We start from the raw sequence: 17,830 nt of genomic DNA, 5'->3' as shown, positions 1-17,830 counted from the left end.
GAGGTTCTCTGAATGACAGAGAAAAAAAAAAATAATTTTGATAATTTGTTTTTTTGTTCATTTTGTAGAAAAAATCAAAATCAAATAAAAAAATTAATTTCTGGATCTTCTGCAGGTATTTGTGATGAATGTGTGTTTTTATTTAATAAAATGATTAAACAAGAAATAGAAAATAATAAAAATTTTTTTTTAAAAAAAAAACAACTCCCTACTCCAGAAGAAATAAAATCCAATCTTGATAATTATGTGGTTAGTCAATGTAATGCAAAGAAAATATTATCTGTTGCTGTTTATAATCATTATAAGAGATTAAAAAAAAATCAGGATTATTTTTCAAATTTTAAAAATATAGAATTAGATAAGAGTAATATATTACTTATTGGTAATAGTGGATGTGGAAAAACATTAATAGCAGAAACATTGGCACGTTATTTAAATGTTCCTTTTTCAATATCTGATGCTACGACATTGACTGAAGCTGGATATGTTGGCGAGGATGTTGAAAATATTATTCAAAGATTATTGCAAAAATGCGATTACAATATTGAAAAAGCCCAACAAGGTATTATCTATATTGATGAAATTGATAAAATATCTAGAAAATCTGATAACCCTTCAATTACAAGAGATGTTTCTGGAGAAGGGGTTCAGCAAGCATTATTAAAAATAATAGAAGGAACAGTTGCTTCTGTTCCTCCACAAGGAGGAAGAAAACATCCTCACCAAGAATTTTTGCAAGTTGATACTTCTAAAATTTTATTTATTTGTGGAGGTACATTTGTTGGATTAGATAATATTATTAAACAACGACTCAATATTGATTCAGGTTTAGGGTTTTCGGCAAATTTTAAAAATATCTTGAAAAAAAAGTATGAAAAAAAAATATTTGATAAGATTGAACCTGAAGATTTAATAAAATTTGGATTGATTCCTGAATTTGTTGGTCGTTTTCCTATTATTGCTACTTTAAATGCATTAACTGAAAAAGAATTAATTCAAATATTAACAAAACCAAAAAATTCACTAATTACTCAATATAAATTTTTATTCATGTTAGATGGTGTAGAACTTGAATTTACTAAAGAAGCTTTACGAATTATAGTAAAAAAATCTGTTTCAAAAAAAACAGGAGCGAGAGGATTAAGAAGTATTTTAGAAGAATCATTATTAGATATAATGTATGTATTACCATCTAAAAAAAATATAAAAAAAATCATTATTGACGAATTAGTGATAGAAAAAAAATCAAATCCTTTGTTTATTTATAAAGAATCAGACTGTTCTAAATAAAAAATTATATGAATTATAATAAAATTATAGAATATATATATAAGTTTGACTCAAGAAATTTACTAAATTACTTATCAGATATAATTTTTCAGGAAATTCCTTAATTTTATTTTAGTTAAATAAAGAGAGTATTTTATGAATCTTGAGAATTCTAAACAAATTGAAATCCCTGTTCTACCTTTAAGAGATGTTGTTGTCTATCCTCATATGGTAATACCATTATTTGTAGGACGTGAAAAATCTATTCATTGTCTTGAAGCAGCTATGGATAATAATAAACAAATAATGTTAGTAGCACAAAAAAAAGCATCAACGGATGATCCGAGTGTTAATGATTTATTTTCTGTTGGAACAATTGCAACAGTATTACAAATGTTAAAATTACCTGATGGAACAGTGAAGGTATTAGTAGAAGGATTACATCGTGCAAAAATTACTACATTAATAGATAATGGAGATTATTTTATTGCACAATCAGAATCGTTTACAACTCCTTCAATTATAGATGAGAAAGAACAAGAAGTATTAAATCGTACTACTATCAATCAATTTGAAGGATATATCAAACTAAATAAAAAAATACCTCCTGAAGTTTTAACATCGTTACATTCTATCGATCAACCTGATAAATTAGCAGATACTATTGCCTCACATATGCCTTTAAAATTAGCTGATAAACAGCGTGTACTGGAAATGGTTGATGTAAGTGAAAGATTGGAATATTTAATGGCTATGATGGAATCTGAAATTGATTTATTACAAGTTGAAAAAAGAATTCGTAATCGTGTTAAAAAACAGATGGAGAAAAGTCAAAGGGAATATTATTTAAATGAACAAATGAAAGCAATACAAAAAGAGTTAGGTGAAATGGAAGATGCCCCTGATGAATATGAAATGTTTAAACGTAAAATAGAAGCAGTAAAAATGCCTAAAGAAATTAAGCAAAAAGCAGAATCTGAATTACAAAAATTAAAAATGATGTCTCCTATGTCTGCTGAAGCTACAGTATTGCGTAGTTACATTGATTGGATAGTACAAGTTCCATGGCATTTTAGAAGTAAAGTAAAAAAAGATTTAATTAAAGCGCAAAAAGTGTTAGATAGTGATCATTATGGATTAGAAAGTGTAAAAGAAAGAATTTTAGAATATTTAGCAGTACAAAGTCGTGTCAGTAAAATTAGAGGTCCAATATTATGTTTATTAGGACCTCCTGGAGTAGGGAAAACTTCATTAGGTGAATCTATAGCTAGAGCAACTGGAAGAAAATATGTTCGTATGGCATTAGGAGGTGTAAGAGATGAAGCAGAAATTAGAGGACATAGACGTACTTATATAGGTTCTATGCCAGGTAAATTGATTCAAAAGATGGCAAAAGTAGGAGTAAAAAATCCGTTATTTTTATTAGATGAAATTGATAAAATGGCTTCTGATATGAGAGGAGATCCTGCATCTGCTTTACTTGAAGTTTTAGATCCTGAACAAAATGTTGCGTTTAATGATCATTATTTAGAAGTAGATTATGATTTATCAGATGTAATGTTTGTTGCTACGTCTAATTCTATGAATATTGCGCCTCCATTATTAGATAGGATGGAAGTTATTAGACTTTCTGGATACACTGAAGATGAAAAATTAAACATTGCTAAAAAACATTTGCTTTCTAAGCAAATTATGCGTAATGCTTTAAAAAAAGGTGAGTTTATAATTAATGATAGTGCAATTTTAAATATAATTCGTTACTATACAAGAGAAGCTGGAGTTAGAGGATTAGAAAGAGAAATTTCTAAATTATGTAGAAAAGCTGTAAAAGCATTAATGATTGATAAGTCTTTAAAACAAATTATAATTAATGAGACTAATTTAAAAAATTATCTTGGAGTAAGAAAAGTAGATTATGGAAGAGCAGATACTCAAAATCGTATTGGTCAAGTAACTGGATTAGCCTGGACAGAAGTTGGTGGTGATTTGTTAACTATTGAAACAGCATGTGTTTCTGGAAAAGGTAAATTAACTTATACTGGTTCTTTAGGCGAAGTTATGCAAGAATCTATTCAAACTGCTCTTACAGTTGTTAGAGCTAGAGCAAACAAGTTGGGTATAGATTCTACTTTTTATGAAAAGAGTGATATACATTTGCACGTTCCTGAAGGTGCAACACCTAAAGACGGACCTAGTGCAGGGATTGCTATGTGTACAGCATTAGTTTCTTGTTTAACTAATAATCCAGTACGTGCAGATGTAGCAATGACAGGAGAAATTACATTAAGAGGATTAGTTTTACCAATTGGAGGATTAAAAGAAAAATTATTGGCAGCTCATCGCGGTGGAATTAAAATTGTTCTAATTCCAAGTGAAAATTATCGTGATTTAGAGGAAATTCCTAAAAATGTTGTTAGAGATTTAACAATTTATCCTGTAAAAACTATTGAAGAAGTTTTTCTGATTGCATTACAAAATTTATCTTTTGGTAATAAAAGTTTATTTAATTAAAAATTAATAATAAAATTTTTTTCTAATTGTTCTTTTAAAAATTTAAAAGAATTTAAATTTTTTAAAATAGTTATATTTTTTTATGATTCAAAATTCTAATTTATTTACAAATAAATTTTTAATAAATATTATTTTATTTATTATTGTATTTTCTTTTTTATTTACTGGTATTAGTAGTTATTTTATAAATTATTCTAAAGATGATGTTGCTTTTATCAATGATACTGTTATTACTAAATTTCAATTAGAAAATGCTATTCAAGAAGAACAAGAATTATTAAATGAAAGTATAGATTCAAATTCTTTATTAACAAGTAAAGAAAAATTAGAATTATTAAAATATCAAGCATTACAAAGATTAATTAATATTACATTATTAAACCAATATGGGAAAAAAATAGGAATTCATATTACTGATAAAGAAATACAAGAAAATATTTTTAAAATGCCAATATTCTATGACAAAAATGGTGTTTTTAACAATAAAATATATCGTACTATTTTAAAAAAAAATAATATAAATGCTGAAGATTTTGCAGAACAAATTAAAAAAAATTTGATAAATTTATTTTTATATAATTTTTTTGTTTTTAATGAATTTTCATTGCCTCAGGAAAGTTTTGATTATGCAAAATTACTTTTTCAAAAACGTGAAATACAAATTTTAACTATTCCAATACAACAATATCAGAAAAATCAAATAGTATCTGAAAATGAGTTATTAAAGTTTTATAACTTAAATAAAGATACTTTTTTAGTTCCTAAAAAAGTAAAATTAAATTATATAAACCTTAATGTTGATAATTTAAAGAAAAAAATTGTTATAGATAATGATCTTGTATTAAAATATTATAAAGATAATATAAAGAATTTTTTAAATCCTATAGAAAAACATTATACCATCATTGAATTTAAAACTGAAAAAGAGGGTAAAGAAGTATTAAAAAAAATTAATAATAATATAAGATTTCATGACTTATTGTTAGATAAGTCTATCTCTTTTAATAAAAGAGTAATTGGATGGGTTAATTTATATAATACGCCTCGTGAAATATTAAATTTAAATTTAACAAAAAAATATCAAACTTCTGATTTATTAAAAATAAATAAAAAATATATTATAGTACATTTAGATGATATAAAACCATCTACAATTAAGCCTTTTAATACTGTTAAAGATTCTATTTTAGATTTTTTAAAGAATAAATTTGCACTAAAAAAAATTTATTTTATTAAACAAGAAATAAATAAAATAAAAAACAAGAAAGATTTTTCAAAGTATTTAGAAAATATTTCTAATGTCAAATTTATAAAAACAGATTGGTTTGATTTGAATCATATTCCTGAAGAATTAAAATTTGATAAAATTTATGACTTTATCGTTAAAGTAAATAAAAAAAATAAAAATTTTAAAATATTTGAAATTAATAATGAAAAATTAATTATTTTTAATATAGACGATTATAAATCTGAATATATACCCGAATTTAATGTATTAAAAAATGAAATTTCAGAATTAATTAAATTTGATAAAGCAGAAAAGGAATTAGATCATTTATCTAAAAAAATATTGTTGGATTTAAAAGAAAAAAAATTTAGTTCTTTATTGAAAGAAAAAAAATTATATTTTGAAAAACCAATTATTGTTGATCGATTTAAATTTAATAAAAAATTAAGTGATGAAATTTTTTTAATTCCTATACCAAAAAACAATGTACCAAATTTTTCAATAACAAAAGATGCTAATAAAAATTATTTAATTATTCAATTAAATCAAGTATTTGAAATTAATACAGAAAAAAATAAATTATACGACTATATTAATTTATATAAAAATATATTAGGTAGTGTTATAATTGAATCATTATTGGAAAATTTAAGAAATCAATCAAAAATTATAATTAAGATATAATCTTAATAACATTTTATGATAAATAAAGGAAATATATATATTATTTCTGCTCCTAGTGGAGCAGGAAAGTCTAGTTTAATTCAAGCACTATTAAGTGACCATACTTTAAATGATATAAAAGTTTCTATTTCATATACTACAAGAGAGATGCGAACAAATGAACAAAATGGAATACATTATTATTTTGTATCTAAAAAACATTTTTTAAGTATGATTAAAAATAACGATTTTATAGAACATGCATGTGTATTTAATAATTTTTATGGTACATCTAAAAAGATAGTTGAAAGAATAATAAAGAAAAAATTAGATGTTATTTTGAATATTGATTGGCAAGGAGCAAGACAAATTAAAAAACAATTTTCTTATACTTGTAGTATTTTTATTTTACCTCCTTCTAAAGAAGAGTTGTTTCGTCGTTTATCTTTTAGAGGTTTAGATAAAAATGATTCTATTCTTAATAGAATAGATCAATCTATAAATGAAATAATGCATTGTTACGAATATGATTATATCATTGTAAATAAAAATTTTGAACAAGCTGTTATTGATTTAAAATCTATTATTTTTTCTGATCGTCTTCGTGTAAGAAATCAAATTAAAAGGAATAATATTTTATTTTCTAAATTTAATATATATTAAAATATAAAATTATTATTTTAGGAGTTTGTCATGGCACGTGTAACTGTTCAAGATGCTGTAGAAAAAATTGGAAATAGATTTGATTTAGTTTTAGTTGCTGCTCGTCGTGCTCGTCAATTACAAATTAATAATAAACAACCATTGATTAATGCTAAACATGATAAAGTTACTGTAATTGCATTAAGAGAAATTGAGTTAGGATTAATTAATATTAAAATATTAGATATTAGTGAATATCAAGAAAAAGAAAAAATCAAAAAAGATATTTCTTCTATCAATTTCATGTCTAATTATTTATGAATTTGTAATTTTATAAAATTATTATATTTATATCTTTAAATATAATTTTAATTATATGTCTAAATTTATTTTTAATTATTAATTATATATCAATATATAACGAAGGTTTTTTTTATTTAAAAATTAATGATTTTATTTTATAAAATAATAATTAAAATTTAGCTAAATTTTAATTATTATATAATTCTAGTAACTAAATTTTCATTATGTTAAATAAAATATATATAAAAGGATTTTATATGACTAATACATTATCTTTTTTAAAAAAAAATAGTAAAATTGCTGCTGATACTGCAGATATTAATATTATTAAATTTTATAAACCAGAAGATGTTACTACTAATCCTTCATTAATATTATTAGCAATAAAAAATAAACAGTATGAGCATTTACTAGATGAGGCTATTTTATGGGCTAAAAAAAAAACAAATTCTTATTCTCAACAAATTATTGATTCATGTGATAAATTATTAGTTAATATTGGTTCAAATATATTAAAATACATTCCAGGAAAAATTTCTATAGAAATTGATGCGAGGCTTTCTTATAATACTTCCGATTCTGTAAATAAAGCTCGTCATATTATAAATCTATATAATAGAATTGGTATTAAGAATGAACGAATTTTGATAAAATTAGCATCAACATGGGAAGGAATTCGTGCTGCGGAACAATTAGAAAAAGAAGGTATACATTGTAATTTGACTTTAGTTTTTTCATTACATCAAGCATATGCTTGTGCTGAAGCTGGTGTTTTTATAGTTTCTCCATTTGTTGGTAGAATTTTTGATTGGTATCAAAAACAGAATAATAAATTTAAAAAATATGATATAAATAATGATCCTGGTGTACTTTTTTTGATGAATGTTTTTAACATCTATAAAAAATATCATTTTAAGACAAATTTAATGGGTGCAAGTTTTCGCAATATGGATGAAATATTACAATTATCTGGATGTGATTATTTAACTATTCCTCCCTATTTTTTAAAAAAACTTTCTCTTATTTCTAAAAAAGTTACTTGCAATTTAAAATTTAATGAACAATGCTGTCAAAAACCTGTTCCAATAACTAAATTAGAGTTTGATTTAAAACATCGTACAGATCAGTTAGCATCAAATCAATTAAAAATTGGGATTTATAATTTTATTAGAGATCAAGAAAAACTTGAAAAAATAATTTCACAAAGACTTTCTTTATTTTAATAAAATATTTCTATTTTTTTTAAAAAATATTGAACTTTGGTTAAAGTTCATTTTTTTAAATTATTTTTAGTTTTAAATTCGTTTTAATAATATTAAAAATTTTTTTTATTAATTTTTTTAAATTAATTAGATTAATAAAAATAATCAAATTTAAGGTATAAGAAAATCTCTTGAAAAAATAAAAATTAACCTTATATAAAGTGTTAATTAGATTGCTTATAATTCTGCAAGGGAGACTGTTTAGATGGGTAAGATTATTGGTATTGATCTTGGTACAACTAATTCTTGTGTTGCTATCATGGATAGTGGTAAAGCACGTGTTTTAGAAAATAGTGAAGGTGATCGTACAACACCTTCAATTATTGCATATACTCAAGAAAATGAAATTCTTGTTGGACAACCAGCAAAGAGACAAGCTGTTACAAATCCAAAAAGTACATTATTTGCAATTAAAAGGTTAATTGGACGTAGATTTAATGATGAAGAAGTTCAAAGAGATGTATCAATTATGCCTTACGAAATTGTAGCTGCAGAAAATGGTGATGCTTGGTTAAAAGTAAAAGGAAAAACAATGGCTCCACCTCAAGTGTCTGCAGAGGTATTAAAAAAAATGAAGAAAACGGCAGAAGATTATTTAGGAGATTCTATATCTGAAGCTGTTATTACTGTTCCAGCATATTTTAATGATGCACAACGTCAAGCTACTAAAGATGCTGGAAGAATTGCTGGATTAGATGTAAAACGTATTATTAATGAACCTACAGCTGCTGCACTTGCATATGGATTAGACCGTGAAGTTGGAAATCGTACTATTGCAGTCTATGATTTAGGTGGAGGAACTTTTGATATTTCTATAATTGAAATGGATGATGTTGATGGAGAAAAAACTTATGAAGTGTTAGCAACAAATGGAGATACCCATCTTGGTGGAGAAGATTTTGATAATAGGCTTATTAATTATTTAGTAGATGAATTTAAAAAAGAACAAGGAATTGATTTAAGAAATGATCCTTTAGCAATGCAGAGATTAAAAGAAGCAGCAGAAAAAGCGAAAATTGAACTTTCTTCATCACAGCAAACTGATGTAAATCTTCCATATATTACGGCTGATTCCAATGGACCTAAACATTTAAGTATTAAAGTTACACGTTCTAAATTAGAATCTTTAGTCGAAGATTTAGTAAAACGTTCTGTAGATCCTGTGAAAGTTGCATTGTCTGATGCTGGATTAAAAATTAATCAAATTAATGATGTCATACTTGTTGGTGGTCAAACTCGTATGCCAATGGTTCAGAAAATTGTCGCTGATTTATTTGGCAAAGATCCTAGAAAAGATGTAAATCCTGATGAAGCTGTTGCTATAGGTGCTGCTGTACAAGGTGGTGTTTTAGCTGGTGATGTTAAAGATGTTTTATTATTAGATGTTACTCCATTATCTTTAGGAATAGAAACACTTGGAGGAGTTATGACAACTTTAATTCCAAAAAATACTACTGTTCCTACAAAACATAGTCAAATTTTTTCTACAGCAGAAGATAATCAATCAGCAGTCACAATTCATGTACTACAAGGAGAAAGAAAGAGAGCAAGTGATAATAAATCTTTAGGTCAATTTAATTTAGATCAAATTCAACCTGCTCCTAGAGGAATGCCTCAAATAGAAGTAACTTTTGATATTGATGCAGACGGTATTTTACACGTTTCTGCTAAAGATAAAAATACTGGACGTGAACAAAATATTACTATTAAAGCTTCTTCTGGCTTAAAAGATGATGAAATAGAAAAAATGGTTAAAGATGCAGAAGCACATGCTGCAGCTGATAAAAAATTTGAAGAACTCATTCAAGTACGTAATCAAGCAGACCAATTAATTCATACTACAAAAAAACAAATGCAAGATTTGTCTAATCAATTAAATGAAAATGATAAAGAAATAATTAATAAAGCTATAAATGAACTAGAAATTTCATTAAAAAATGAAAATAAATTTAAAATTGAAGAAAATATAAAAAAATTAATTCAATCTTCTGAGATTTTATTAAAATTAAGTCAAAATAGAACTGTTCAAGAAAATGAAGACAAATCATCAGAAACAGAAAAAAAAGAAGATAATATTGTTGATGCTGAATTTAAAGAAATAAACGGAAAAGAAAAAAAATAATATTTTTTTTAATATAATTAAATATTAAAAATAATTAATTACTAATTAATAGATTTTTTCTTATTTATCATTCATTAAATAATGAATACGGGTGTGATATAGGATTTTACACCCGTGTAAGTATGAAAAGAGTAAAAAATATGGAAAAGAGAAATTATTATGAAGTTTTAGGTGTTTCAAAAACAGCTAACGAAAAAGAAATTAAAAAAGCTTATAAGCGTTTAGCAATTAAATATCATCCTGATAGAAATCAAGGTGATAAAAGATCAGAAAATAAATTTAAAGAAGTTAAAGAAGCATATGATGTATTGAGTAATCATGAAAAGAGAATGGCATATGATCAATATGGACATTCTGCCTTTGAACAAGGAGGGATGGGCAGTTCTTCTAATTTCAGAGAAGGTTTTTCAACTAGTGATTTTAGTGACATATTCGGTGATGTTTTTGGTGATATTTTTGGAGGAAATAGTAAAAAGAAAAGAAATGTTAGAGGTTCTGATTTGCAATATGAAATGACTTTAACATTAGAAGAAGTAGTTCGTGGTGTAACCAAAGAAATTCGTATCCCTAGTTTAGAAAGATGCGATATTTGTCATGGTAGTGGAGCAAAAATAGGTACAAGTCCTGATATTTGTAATCGTTGTAACGGATCTGGTCAAATACAAAAATTACAAGGTTTTTTTGCTGTACAACAAACATGTAAATATTGTTTTGGTCGTGGACAAATTATTAAACATTTATGTTTTAAATGTCGAGGACATGGTAGAATAGAAAAATATAAAACACTTTCAGTTAAAATTCCAAAAGGAGTTAATACAGGAGATAGAATTAGATTAAATGGTGAGGGAGAAATTGGAGAAAACGGTGCATCACCTGGGGATTTATATGTACAAATTCATGTTATAAAACATGCAATTTTTAAAAGAGATAATAATAATTTATATTGTGATGTTCCTATAAATTTTTCAATTGCTGCATTAGGTGGAGAAATAGATGTTCCTACGTTGGATGGTAGAGTAACTTTAAGAATCCCACCAGAAACACAAACTGGAAGAATATTTCGAATGAAATCAAAAGGAGTCAAATCAATTAGAGGAGGACCACAAGGTGACCTTATGTGTCGTATTATAGTAGAAACTCCAGTAAAATTAAATGAAAGACAAAAATATTTATTGAAAGAATTTGGAAAAACCTTAAATGAAGGAAGTACTTTAAAACATAGTCCTCGTGCAAAAAATTTTTTAGATAGCGTAAAAAATTTTTTTGACGGATTAACTAAGTAATTTTTATTTATATTTTTTTATTAAAAAATATATAAACAATTTAATATAATTAATATTTACGTATTTATGTAAATATTAATTATACATTTACTTTTAATAAAAAATATTTTTTATATTTTTAATTATTTTTTGTTTTAGTTGTAGGGAAATGGTTTTCTAACCAACCCTTAATTCCATTTTCTAAAATTAAAATAAGTGGAAAGTTCAATTTTTTTAATTTTCTAGCAATTTTAAATGATTCATTTCCATTATAAGAAATTATAATAATATATTTATTTTTATATTTTTTCAATTTTTCTATTTTTTCTTTATTAAAATCCCTTTCTTCTATATTAATAGAATTTACAATATGTTCCAATGCAAAATTTTGTTTTGATCTGATATCTAAAAATATTGCTTTATCTTTATTAAAGAGATTTATTGCTTTAAATATAGAAATATTTTTTATTTTGTAGAATAAATTTCTAGTCCATAAAAAAATAATACTAAAAAAAAGTATAATCCAAATTGTTGTTATATAAGGATGATTTTTTAAAAAAACTGTGATTTCATTCATTGTTATTTGATCTTTTTTTTACAATAATTTTTTTTTTCGCAATTTCCATATAAATAAATGCTATGATTAGATAGTTTAATGCCATATTTTTTTGCAATATTTTTTTGGTATTTATTCATGTATTTATCATAAAATTCCATGATTTTACCACAATCCAGACAAATTAAATGATCATGATTTTTTTTTTTAATTAATTCAAAAGTAGATTTTCCGCTTTCAAAATTATGTTTAGTAACAATTCCAGCTTTATCAAAATTATTTAATACTCTATAAACTGTAGCAAGTCCAATATCTTCTCCAAGATTAGTAAGTTTTTTATATAGATATTCAGCACTAATATGATGTTTTTTTATTCTTTTTAGTATTTTTAATATTTTTAAACGAGGATATGTTACTTTTAACCCAGCAATTTTTAAAGATTGATTATTAATATGCATAATGAATAAACCTTAATTATAAAAATATCAAAATTTTATTTTGTATTAATTTTTTTTATTTCATCTAAAATTTGTTTAATCCATTTTTGAATACGTTTTTTTGTTAAATGAGGTTGTCTATCTTCATCGATTGCTAATCCTACAAAATTATTTTTATTAATTAAAGCTTTAGATTGTTCAAAAGTATAATTTTTTGTTGACCAAGATCCAATAATTTTTCCATTTTTATTTTTTAAAATATTATTTATTATTCCCATTGCATCGCAAAAATATTCAGAATAGTCCTCCTGATCTCCACATCCAAAAATTGCAAAGATTTTATTTTTAAGATTTATTTTTTTTAAAATAGGAAAAAAATCATCCCAATCACACTGAGATTCTCCGTAATACCAAGTAGGAATCCCAAAAATCAAAATATTATATAATTCAATATCTTCTTTTTTTGAAGAAGATATATCATATATTACTGATGAAACATCATTTTTATATAGCTCTTTATGAATTTTTTTAGCAATGTTTTCAGTATTTCCAGTATCACTTCCAAAAAATATACCAATTTTATCCATAGAATCAATCTCTTTTTTTATTTATATAAAGATATGTTTATGACAGATTTTATTTATTATTATAAATAATCACGTCCTACAGGATTTGAACCTGTGACCCCCAGCTTAGAAGGCTGGTGCTCTATCCAAACTGAGCTAAGGACGCTGATAAAATTTAATTTAATTTAATAAAAAAATGTAAAAAAATATTTTATTTATATAAATAGATAAATTATACAAATTTAATTATTGTATACATTATAATATACAATGTATAATTTTCAATTATTTTATTATTTTTTAAATATTTTTTATGATATATCAGAAAAATTCTTTAACGTGGAAAAAAATAATTGATTTAGAAAAAAAAAAAAAATATTTCATTAAAATATTAAATTTTCTTTATATGAGGAAAAAAAGCGGATTTATTATTTATCCTTCATTTAATAAAATTTTTAATGCTTTCTATTATACAAAATTTAATTCAATTAAAGTAGTAATTATTGGTCAAGATCCTTATCATGGTAAGGATCAAGCTAATGGATTATGTTTTTCTGTTAATTCAAATATTATTCCTCCTTCTTTAAGGAATATTTTTATAGAATTAGAGAATGATATGTCATTTTCTAATTCTATAAAAAATGGAAATTTAGCTTATTGGGCAAAACAAGGTGTATTATTATTAAATAGTGTATTAACTGTAGAAGAAGGTAGACCAAATTCTCATATGAATATTGGATGGGAAATTTTTACTAATAAAATCATTTCTATTATTAGTCATTTTCATGATGGAGTAATTTTTTTATTATGGGGAAAGTATGCTCAAAAAAAAGTTAAATTAATTAATACTAAAAAGCATTTTATATTAAAGGCATCCCATCCATCTCCATTTTCTGTTTTTAACGGTTTTTTTGGATGTAAACATTTTACAAAAACAAATTATTTATTAGTAAATCAAAAAAAAAAACCTATTGATTGGTATATTTCAAATTAAAAATGTTATTACATAATAATATTTTTTTTATATAAAGATTTTATTGTGATACGATTACAATCGCTGGTCTAAGTAATCTTCCATGTATTGTATATCCTTTTTGCATCACATCAATTACTTGGTTTGGTTCATGTTTGTCAGATTTTTTAACAGTTACTGCTTGATGTAAAGAAGGATCAAATGGAACATTATTTTTTTCTATGCTGTTTATACCATTTTTATTTAATATGTTTAAAAAAGTTTTTAATGTTAATTCTAATCCTTCTAAAATAGAAGGATATTGTTTGGTATTTTTATCAAAAATTGATATTGCTCTTTCTAAATTATCGATAACTGGAAGCAAATCATTTATAAAATTTTCTAATGAAAATTTATAAGCTTTTTCAATATCTTTTTCATTTCTTTTTCTTATATTTTCAATTTCAGCCTTAGAACGTAGTATAATATCTCTTTCTTTTTTTTTTAATATGTTAATTTCTTCTTTTAATTTTAAAATTGTTTCATTGGTATATTTTGTAATTTGTTTTTCTATTTGCGGATTGACATCATGAATTTCTTCAGTGAATTTATTATTTTCAATTTTTTGATTTTCTTTTTCTATATTTGTAGAAGTTTTCTCATTATGTATTTTTTCTTTTTTGTTCATGAGTATCCCCACATTTTGTATTTTTGTTTTTTTGAAAAATTATAAACTAATTTAGTAATAATGGGGATAAAAAATATAGTTTCAAGAGATTATAATTATTTATGAAAGGAATTAATAGTGTCTATTAAAAATAAAAAAAATAGTTTTTTGTTTAAAAAAATTGGAATTGTTGGTAATCCTAGAAATTTTCAGGGATTAAAATTATATAAAATTTTATTTAATTGGTTAAATAACCAAAATTATAAAGTTTTTATTGAAGAAAAAATAAAAAAAAAATTAAATTTAAATTCTAATATCTTTGTAAAAGATTTAATTACAATTGGAAAAATAGTAGATTTAATAATTATTATCGGCGGTAATGGTAGCATGTTGAGAATAGCTAGAACAATAATTAATTATCAAAAGAAAATAATTGGTATAAATCAAGGGAATCTTGGTTTTTTAACTGATCTCAGTTCAAAAAATTTTTTACATTTTTTAGATCAAATATTGCAAGGTAATTTTTTTGAAGAAAAACGTTTTGTATTGGAAATAAAAATAAATAAATTGAATAAAAAAAATTTTTTAAATTTTATTGCAATTAATGAAGTAATTTTACATTCTTCAAAAATAGCTAATATGATTGATTTTGAAGTATTTATTAATAACAAGTTTGCATTTTCTCAACGTTCTGATGGATTAATTATTAGCACACCAACAGGTTCTACAGCTTATTCACTTTCAGCAGGTGGTCCTATTGTAATTCCAAATTCAGATGTGATTATTTTAACTGCAATGTTTCCTCATACTCTTTCATCAAGACCTATTGTTATTAATAGTAATAGTATTATTAATTTAAAGTTTAAAGAAAAGTGTATTAACTATCAAATTATGTTTGATAGTCAAATAGTTTCTTCTATAGAAGAAGGAGATGAAATTTTTATTAAAAAAAGTAATAAAAAATTATATTTTATTCATCCCTATTATTATGATTATTTTAATTTTCTTCGAATGAAACTTGGTTGGTTAAAAAGATATATTTAGTATTTCAATTTTAGAAAATAATTAGAATGATTTTCTAAATAATGAATATTAGTTTTTCCTTGAATAAAATTTTTTTCATTAATAATTGCTTTTTGTAAAGTAATATTAGTTTTGATTCCGTCTATGATTAATTCTGATAAAGCATTTTTCATTCTTTTAATTGCTATATTTCTATTTTCTCCATATGATATTAATTTTGCTATCATAGAATCATAATAAGTTGGTATGGTATAGCCATTATAAATATGTGATTCCCATCTTATACCTAATCCTCCTGGAACATGCAAACATGCAATTTTTCCAGAATTTGGTAAAAAAGTAGTAGAATCTTCTGCATTTATTCGACATTCTATGGAATGTCCATTGATTTTTAATTGATCTTGTTTGATCATTAGTGGTAATCCATAGGCTATTTTAATTTGATTTTTAATTAGATCTATTCCTGTAATCATTTCAGTAATGGTATGTTCAACTTGAATTCTCGTATTCATTTCAATAAAATAGAATTTTTCATTTTCATAGAGAAATTCAAAAGTTCCAGCTCCACGATAATTAATTTCTAAACATGCTTGTACACAACATTCACCTATAATTTTTCTGATATGTGGTTTTATATTGATAGCCGGTGCTTCTTCTATAATTTTTTGATATCTTCTTTGTATTGAACAATCTCTTTCAAATAAATAAATAGCATTTTTTCCATCTGATAAAATTTGTACTTCAATATGTTTAGGGTTTTTTAAAAATTTTTCTATATAAATGGTGTTGTTGTTAAAGATTGATTTAGATTCTGATTGAGTTAATAATATTGATTTTTCTAAATCATTTTCATGATATACAATACACATTCCTCTCCCCCCTCCTCCTTGAGAAGATTTTATTATAATGGGATATCCTATTTTTTTTGCAATTTTTTTGCTAATTTCAATATTATTTTTTAATGGTTCATTAGATCCAGGAAGACAATTAATTCCTATTTTTTTCATAATCTGTATCGCAGAGATCTTATCTCCCATTAATTTGATTGTTTCAGGTTTTGGTCCAATAAATTTAAATCCAGATTGTTCAACTTGTTCTGCAAAATCTGCATTTTCTGATAAAAATCCATATCCAGGATGTATGGCTTCAGATCCAGTAATTTCTGCTGCTGATATAATAGCAGGAATATTTAAATAACTTTTAGAAGATTCAGATGGACCTATACAAACAGTTTCATCTGCCAATAAGACATGTTTTAAATTTTTGTCTGCTGTAGAATGAATAGCAACTGTTTTAATATCGAGTTCTTTACAAGCACGTAAAATTCTTAAAGCGATTTCGCCTCTATTAGCAATGAGAATTTTTTTAAACATCAATATAATACCTCATTTTGATTTTATTATTCAATAACAATTAAAGGTTGATCAAATTCAACAGATTCTCCATTTTCTACAAGAATATTTTTAACAATTCCTTCTTTATTATTTTCTATTTGATTCATCATTTTCATTGCTTCAATTATACATAAAGTATCTCCAATTAAAACTTTTTGTCCTATTTTAATAAAAGGTTTTGATTCTGGGTTTGGAGAGGAATAGAATGTTCCAACCATAGGTGAACGAATGACATGTTCAGTATTTTTTTTTACTATTTTTTGGTTTTTTTTAATGTAATTGTTTGAATCGGTTAACATTGACTTTGAAATATTGTGATTTTGTTGCAAAACTGATGTTTGACCTATATTATTTAATCGATTTATTCGTATTGATTCTTTGCCTTCAGAAATTTCTAGCTCTATAATTCCTGATTTTTCAACTAATTTAATTAATTTTTTTATTTTTCGAATATCCATAGTTTTTTCCAATTTTTTATGAATGTTAACTTTTATTAACATTCATTTTGTTTTTTATTAAAAATTGATAAGCAGCATCTAAAGCGTAAAGGTAGGTATTTTGACCAAAACCACAAATTACACCAACTGCAATGTCGGATAAATAAGAAAAATGTCTAAATTTTTCTCTTTTATAAATATTACTTATATGAATTTCATAAAAATCAATATTTACACTTAGTATTGCATCCCTTAATGCAATACTACTATGAGCTAAAGCTCCTGGATTAATTAAGATAAAATCTATTTTTTTATAGGCGTTATGTATTTTATTTATCAATTGATATTCTGCATTAGATTGAAAAAAAGTAGTGTAAATATCAAGTTGTTTAGCTTTTTCTATAATATTATTATTAATATTTTTTAAATTTTCTATTCCGTATATTTTTTCTTCTCTCTTTCCTAACATATTTAAATTTGGTCCATTTAAAATTAAAACATGAAAATGAAATTTCATTTTTTTAATCCTTATAAAT

17 protein-coding genes and 1 tRNA gene are annotated in these 17,830 nt (G+C 24.0%); 10 read left to right on the top strand and 8 right to left on the bottom strand.

Annotated features, from left to right (window positions below; translation table 11 throughout):
• The first annotated feature begins 12 nt into the window (after window positions 1-12).
• The 8 genes from clpX to dnaJ all read left to right on the top strand — a co-directional run bounded on the left by clpX (window position 13) and on the right by dnaJ (window position 11,283).
• The gene (gene clpX / locus RA161_02600) at window positions 13-1,290 is read left to right on the top strand and encodes an ATP-dependent Clp protease ATP-binding subunit ClpX (GenBank protein ID WMY97393.1); all 1,278 of its coding nucleotides are present in this window, start codon (window positions 13-15) and stop codon (window positions 1,288-1,290) included.
• 135 nt (window positions 1,291-1,425) lie between these two features.
• A complete protein-coding gene (gene lon / locus RA161_02595) occupies window positions 1,426-3,780 on the top strand; it encodes an endopeptidase La (protein ID WMY97392.1) in 2,355 nt (784 codons plus the stop codon).
• A gap of 82 nt (window positions 3,781-3,862) precedes the next feature.
• On the top strand, window positions 3,863-5,692 hold the full coding sequence (locus tag RA161_02590; protein ID WMY97391.1) for a SurA N-terminal domain-containing protein: 1,830 nt from the start codon (window positions 3,863-3,865) through the stop codon (window positions 5,690-5,692).
• 18 nt (window positions 5,693-5,710) lie between these two features.
• Window positions 5,711-6,334 (top strand): guanylate kinase, encoded by a 624-nt coding sequence (gmk, locus tag RA161_02585; protein WMY97729.1) that lies wholly within the window; start codon window positions 5,711-5,713, stop codon window positions 6,332-6,334.
• A gap of 30 nt (window positions 6,335-6,364) precedes the next feature.
• Window positions 6,365-6,634 carry a DNA-directed RNA polymerase subunit omega gene (gene rpoZ / locus RA161_02580; protein WMY97390.1) on the top strand — a complete coding sequence of 90 codons (270 nt, stop codon included), beginning with the start codon at window positions 6,365-6,367 and terminating at the stop codon, window positions 6,632-6,634.
• Between the two features lie 239 nt (window positions 6,635-6,873).
• The gene (gene tal / locus RA161_02575; protein WMY97389.1) at window positions 6,874-7,839 is read left to right on the top strand and encodes a transaldolase; all 966 of its coding nucleotides are present in this window, start codon (window positions 6,874-6,876) and stop codon (window positions 7,837-7,839) included.
• Window positions 7,840-8,083: 244 nt separating this feature from the next.
• On the top strand, window positions 8,084-10,000 hold the full coding sequence (gene dnaK / locus RA161_02570; GenBank protein WMY97388.1) for a molecular chaperone DnaK: 1,917 nt from the start codon (window positions 8,084-8,086) through the stop codon (window positions 9,998-10,000).
• 140 nt (window positions 10,001-10,140) lie between these two features.
• Entirely contained in the window at window positions 10,141-11,283 is a 1,143-nt protein-coding gene (dnaJ, locus tag RA161_02565; GenBank protein WMY97728.1) for a molecular chaperone DnaJ, read from the top strand.
• Window positions 11,284-11,401: 118 nt separating this feature from the next.
• On the opposite strand, the gene RA161_02560 is transcribed toward dnaJ, so the two are convergent.
• The 4 genes from RA161_02560 to RA161_02545 form a co-directional block, all read right to left on the bottom strand.
• A complete protein-coding gene (locus tag RA161_02560; GenBank protein WMY97387.1) occupies window positions 11,402-11,839 on the bottom strand; it encodes a rhodanese-like domain-containing protein in 438 nt (145 codons plus the stop codon).
• A 2-nt stretch (window positions 11,840-11,841) separates the two neighbouring features.
• On the bottom strand, window positions 11,842-12,276 hold the full coding sequence (fur, locus tag RA161_02555; GenBank protein ID WMY97386.1) for a ferric iron uptake transcriptional regulator: 435 nt from the start codon (window positions 12,274-12,276) through the stop codon (window positions 11,842-11,844).
• A gap of 35 nt (window positions 12,277-12,311) precedes the next feature.
• The gene (gene fldA, locus RA161_02550) at window positions 12,312-12,842 is read right to left on the bottom strand and encodes a flavodoxin FldA (GenBank protein ID WMY97385.1); all 531 of its coding nucleotides are present in this window, start codon (window positions 12,840-12,842) and stop codon (window positions 12,312-12,314) included.
• A gap of 70 nt (window positions 12,843-12,912) precedes the next feature.
• Window positions 12,913-12,987 (bottom strand) — tRNA-Arg (locus RA161_02545).
• A 147-nt stretch (window positions 12,988-13,134) separates the two neighbouring features.
• Between RA161_02545 and ung the strand changes: the two genes are divergently transcribed.
• Window positions 13,135-13,815, top strand: a complete 681-nt coding sequence (gene ung / locus RA161_02540) for a uracil-DNA glycosylase (GenBank protein ID WMY97384.1) — start codon at window positions 13,135-13,137, stop codon at window positions 13,813-13,815.
• A 40-nt stretch (window positions 13,816-13,855) separates the two neighbouring features.
• Here ung and grpE read toward each other — a convergent pair whose 3' ends face one another.
• The gene (gene grpE, locus RA161_02535) at window positions 13,856-14,461 is read right to left on the bottom strand and encodes a nucleotide exchange factor GrpE (GenBank protein WMY97383.1); all 606 of its coding nucleotides are present in this window, start codon (window positions 14,459-14,461) and stop codon (window positions 13,856-13,858) included.
• Window positions 14,462-14,584: 123 nt separating this feature from the next.
• Here grpE and RA161_02530 point away from each other — a divergent pair, with 123 nt between their 5' ends.
• Window positions 14,585-15,484 carry an NAD(+)/NADH kinase gene (locus RA161_02530; protein ID WMY97727.1) on the top strand — a complete coding sequence of 300 codons (900 nt, stop codon included), beginning with the start codon at window positions 14,585-14,587 and terminating at the stop codon, window positions 15,482-15,484.
• On the opposite strand, the gene accC is transcribed toward RA161_02530, so the two are convergent.
• The 3 genes from accC to aroQ are packed head-to-tail and all read right to left on the bottom strand — an operon-like array spanning window position 15,481 to window position 17,811.
• On the bottom strand, window positions 15,481-16,836 hold the full coding sequence (accC, locus tag RA161_02525) for an acetyl-CoA carboxylase biotin carboxylase subunit (protein ID WMY97382.1): 1,356 nt from the start codon (window positions 16,834-16,836) through the stop codon (window positions 15,481-15,483). The genes RA161_02530 and accC overlap by 4 nt on opposite strands.
• Window positions 16,837-16,862: 26 nt before the next feature.
• Window positions 16,863-17,315, bottom strand: a complete 453-nt coding sequence (accB, locus tag RA161_02520; GenBank protein WMY97726.1) for an acetyl-CoA carboxylase biotin carboxyl carrier protein — start codon at window positions 17,313-17,315, stop codon at window positions 16,863-16,865.
• A gap of 25 nt (window positions 17,316-17,340) precedes the next feature.
• A complete protein-coding gene (aroQ, locus tag RA161_02515; protein ID WMY97381.1) occupies window positions 17,341-17,811 on the bottom strand; it encodes a type II 3-dehydroquinate dehydratase in 471 nt (156 codons plus the stop codon).
• Window positions 17,812-17,830 lie beyond the last annotated feature (19 nt).

Source organism: Arsenophonus sp., assembly GCA_031446085.1.
GTDB lineage: Bacteria > Pseudomonadota > Gammaproteobacteria > Enterobacterales > Enterobacteriaceae.
The sequence above is the reverse complement of the archived record's forward strand: the minus strand, read 5'-3'. Positions and strand labels throughout refer to the sequence as shown.

Coding starts and splice junctions, on each gene's coding strand:
- clpX (WMY97393.1), top strand. CDS start 13: ATGACAGAGAAAAAAAAAAATAATTTTGATAATTTGTTTTTTTGTTCA.
- aroQ (WMY97381.1), bottom strand. CDS start 17,811: ATGAAATTTCATTTTCATGTTTTAATTTTAAATGGACCAAATTTAAAT.
- dnaJ (WMY97728.1), top strand. CDS start 10,141: ATGGAAAAGAGAAATTATTATGAAGTTTTAGGTGTTTCAAAAACAGCT.
- rpoZ (WMY97390.1), top strand. CDS start 6,365: ATGGCACGTGTAACTGTTCAAGATGCTGTAGAAAAAATTGGAAATAGA.
- lon (WMY97392.1), top strand. CDS start 1,426: ATGAATCTTGAGAATTCTAAACAAATTGAAATCCCTGTTCTACCTTTA.
- tal (WMY97389.1), top strand. CDS start 6,874: ATGACTAATACATTATCTTTTTTAAAAAAAAATAGTAAAATTGCTGCT.
- fur (WMY97386.1), bottom strand. CDS start 12,276: ATGCATATTAATAATCAATCTTTAAAAATTGCTGGGTTAAAAGTAACA.
- accC (WMY97382.1), bottom strand. CDS start 16,836: ATGTTTAAAAAAATTCTCATTGCTAATAGAGGCGAAATCGCTTTAAGA.
- accB (WMY97726.1), bottom strand. CDS start 17,315: ATGGATATTCGAAAAATAAAAAAATTAATTAAATTAGTTGAAAAATCA.
- dnaK (WMY97388.1), top strand. CDS start 8,084: ATGGGTAAGATTATTGGTATTGATCTTGGTACAACTAATTCTTGTGTT.
- RA161_02560 (WMY97387.1), bottom strand. CDS start 11,839: ATGAATGAAATCACAGTTTTTTTAAAAAATCATCCTTATATAACAACA.
- RA161_02590 (WMY97391.1), top strand. CDS start 3,863: ATGATTCAAAATTCTAATTTATTTACAAATAAATTTTTAATAAATATT.
- ung (WMY97384.1), top strand. CDS start 13,135: ATGATATATCAGAAAAATTCTTTAACGTGGAAAAAAATAATTGATTTA.
- fldA (WMY97385.1), bottom strand. CDS start 12,842: ATGGATAAAATTGGTATATTTTTTGGAAGTGATACTGGAAATACTGAA.
- grpE (WMY97383.1), bottom strand. CDS start 14,461: ATGAACAAAAAAGAAAAAATACATAATGAGAAAACTTCTACAAATATA.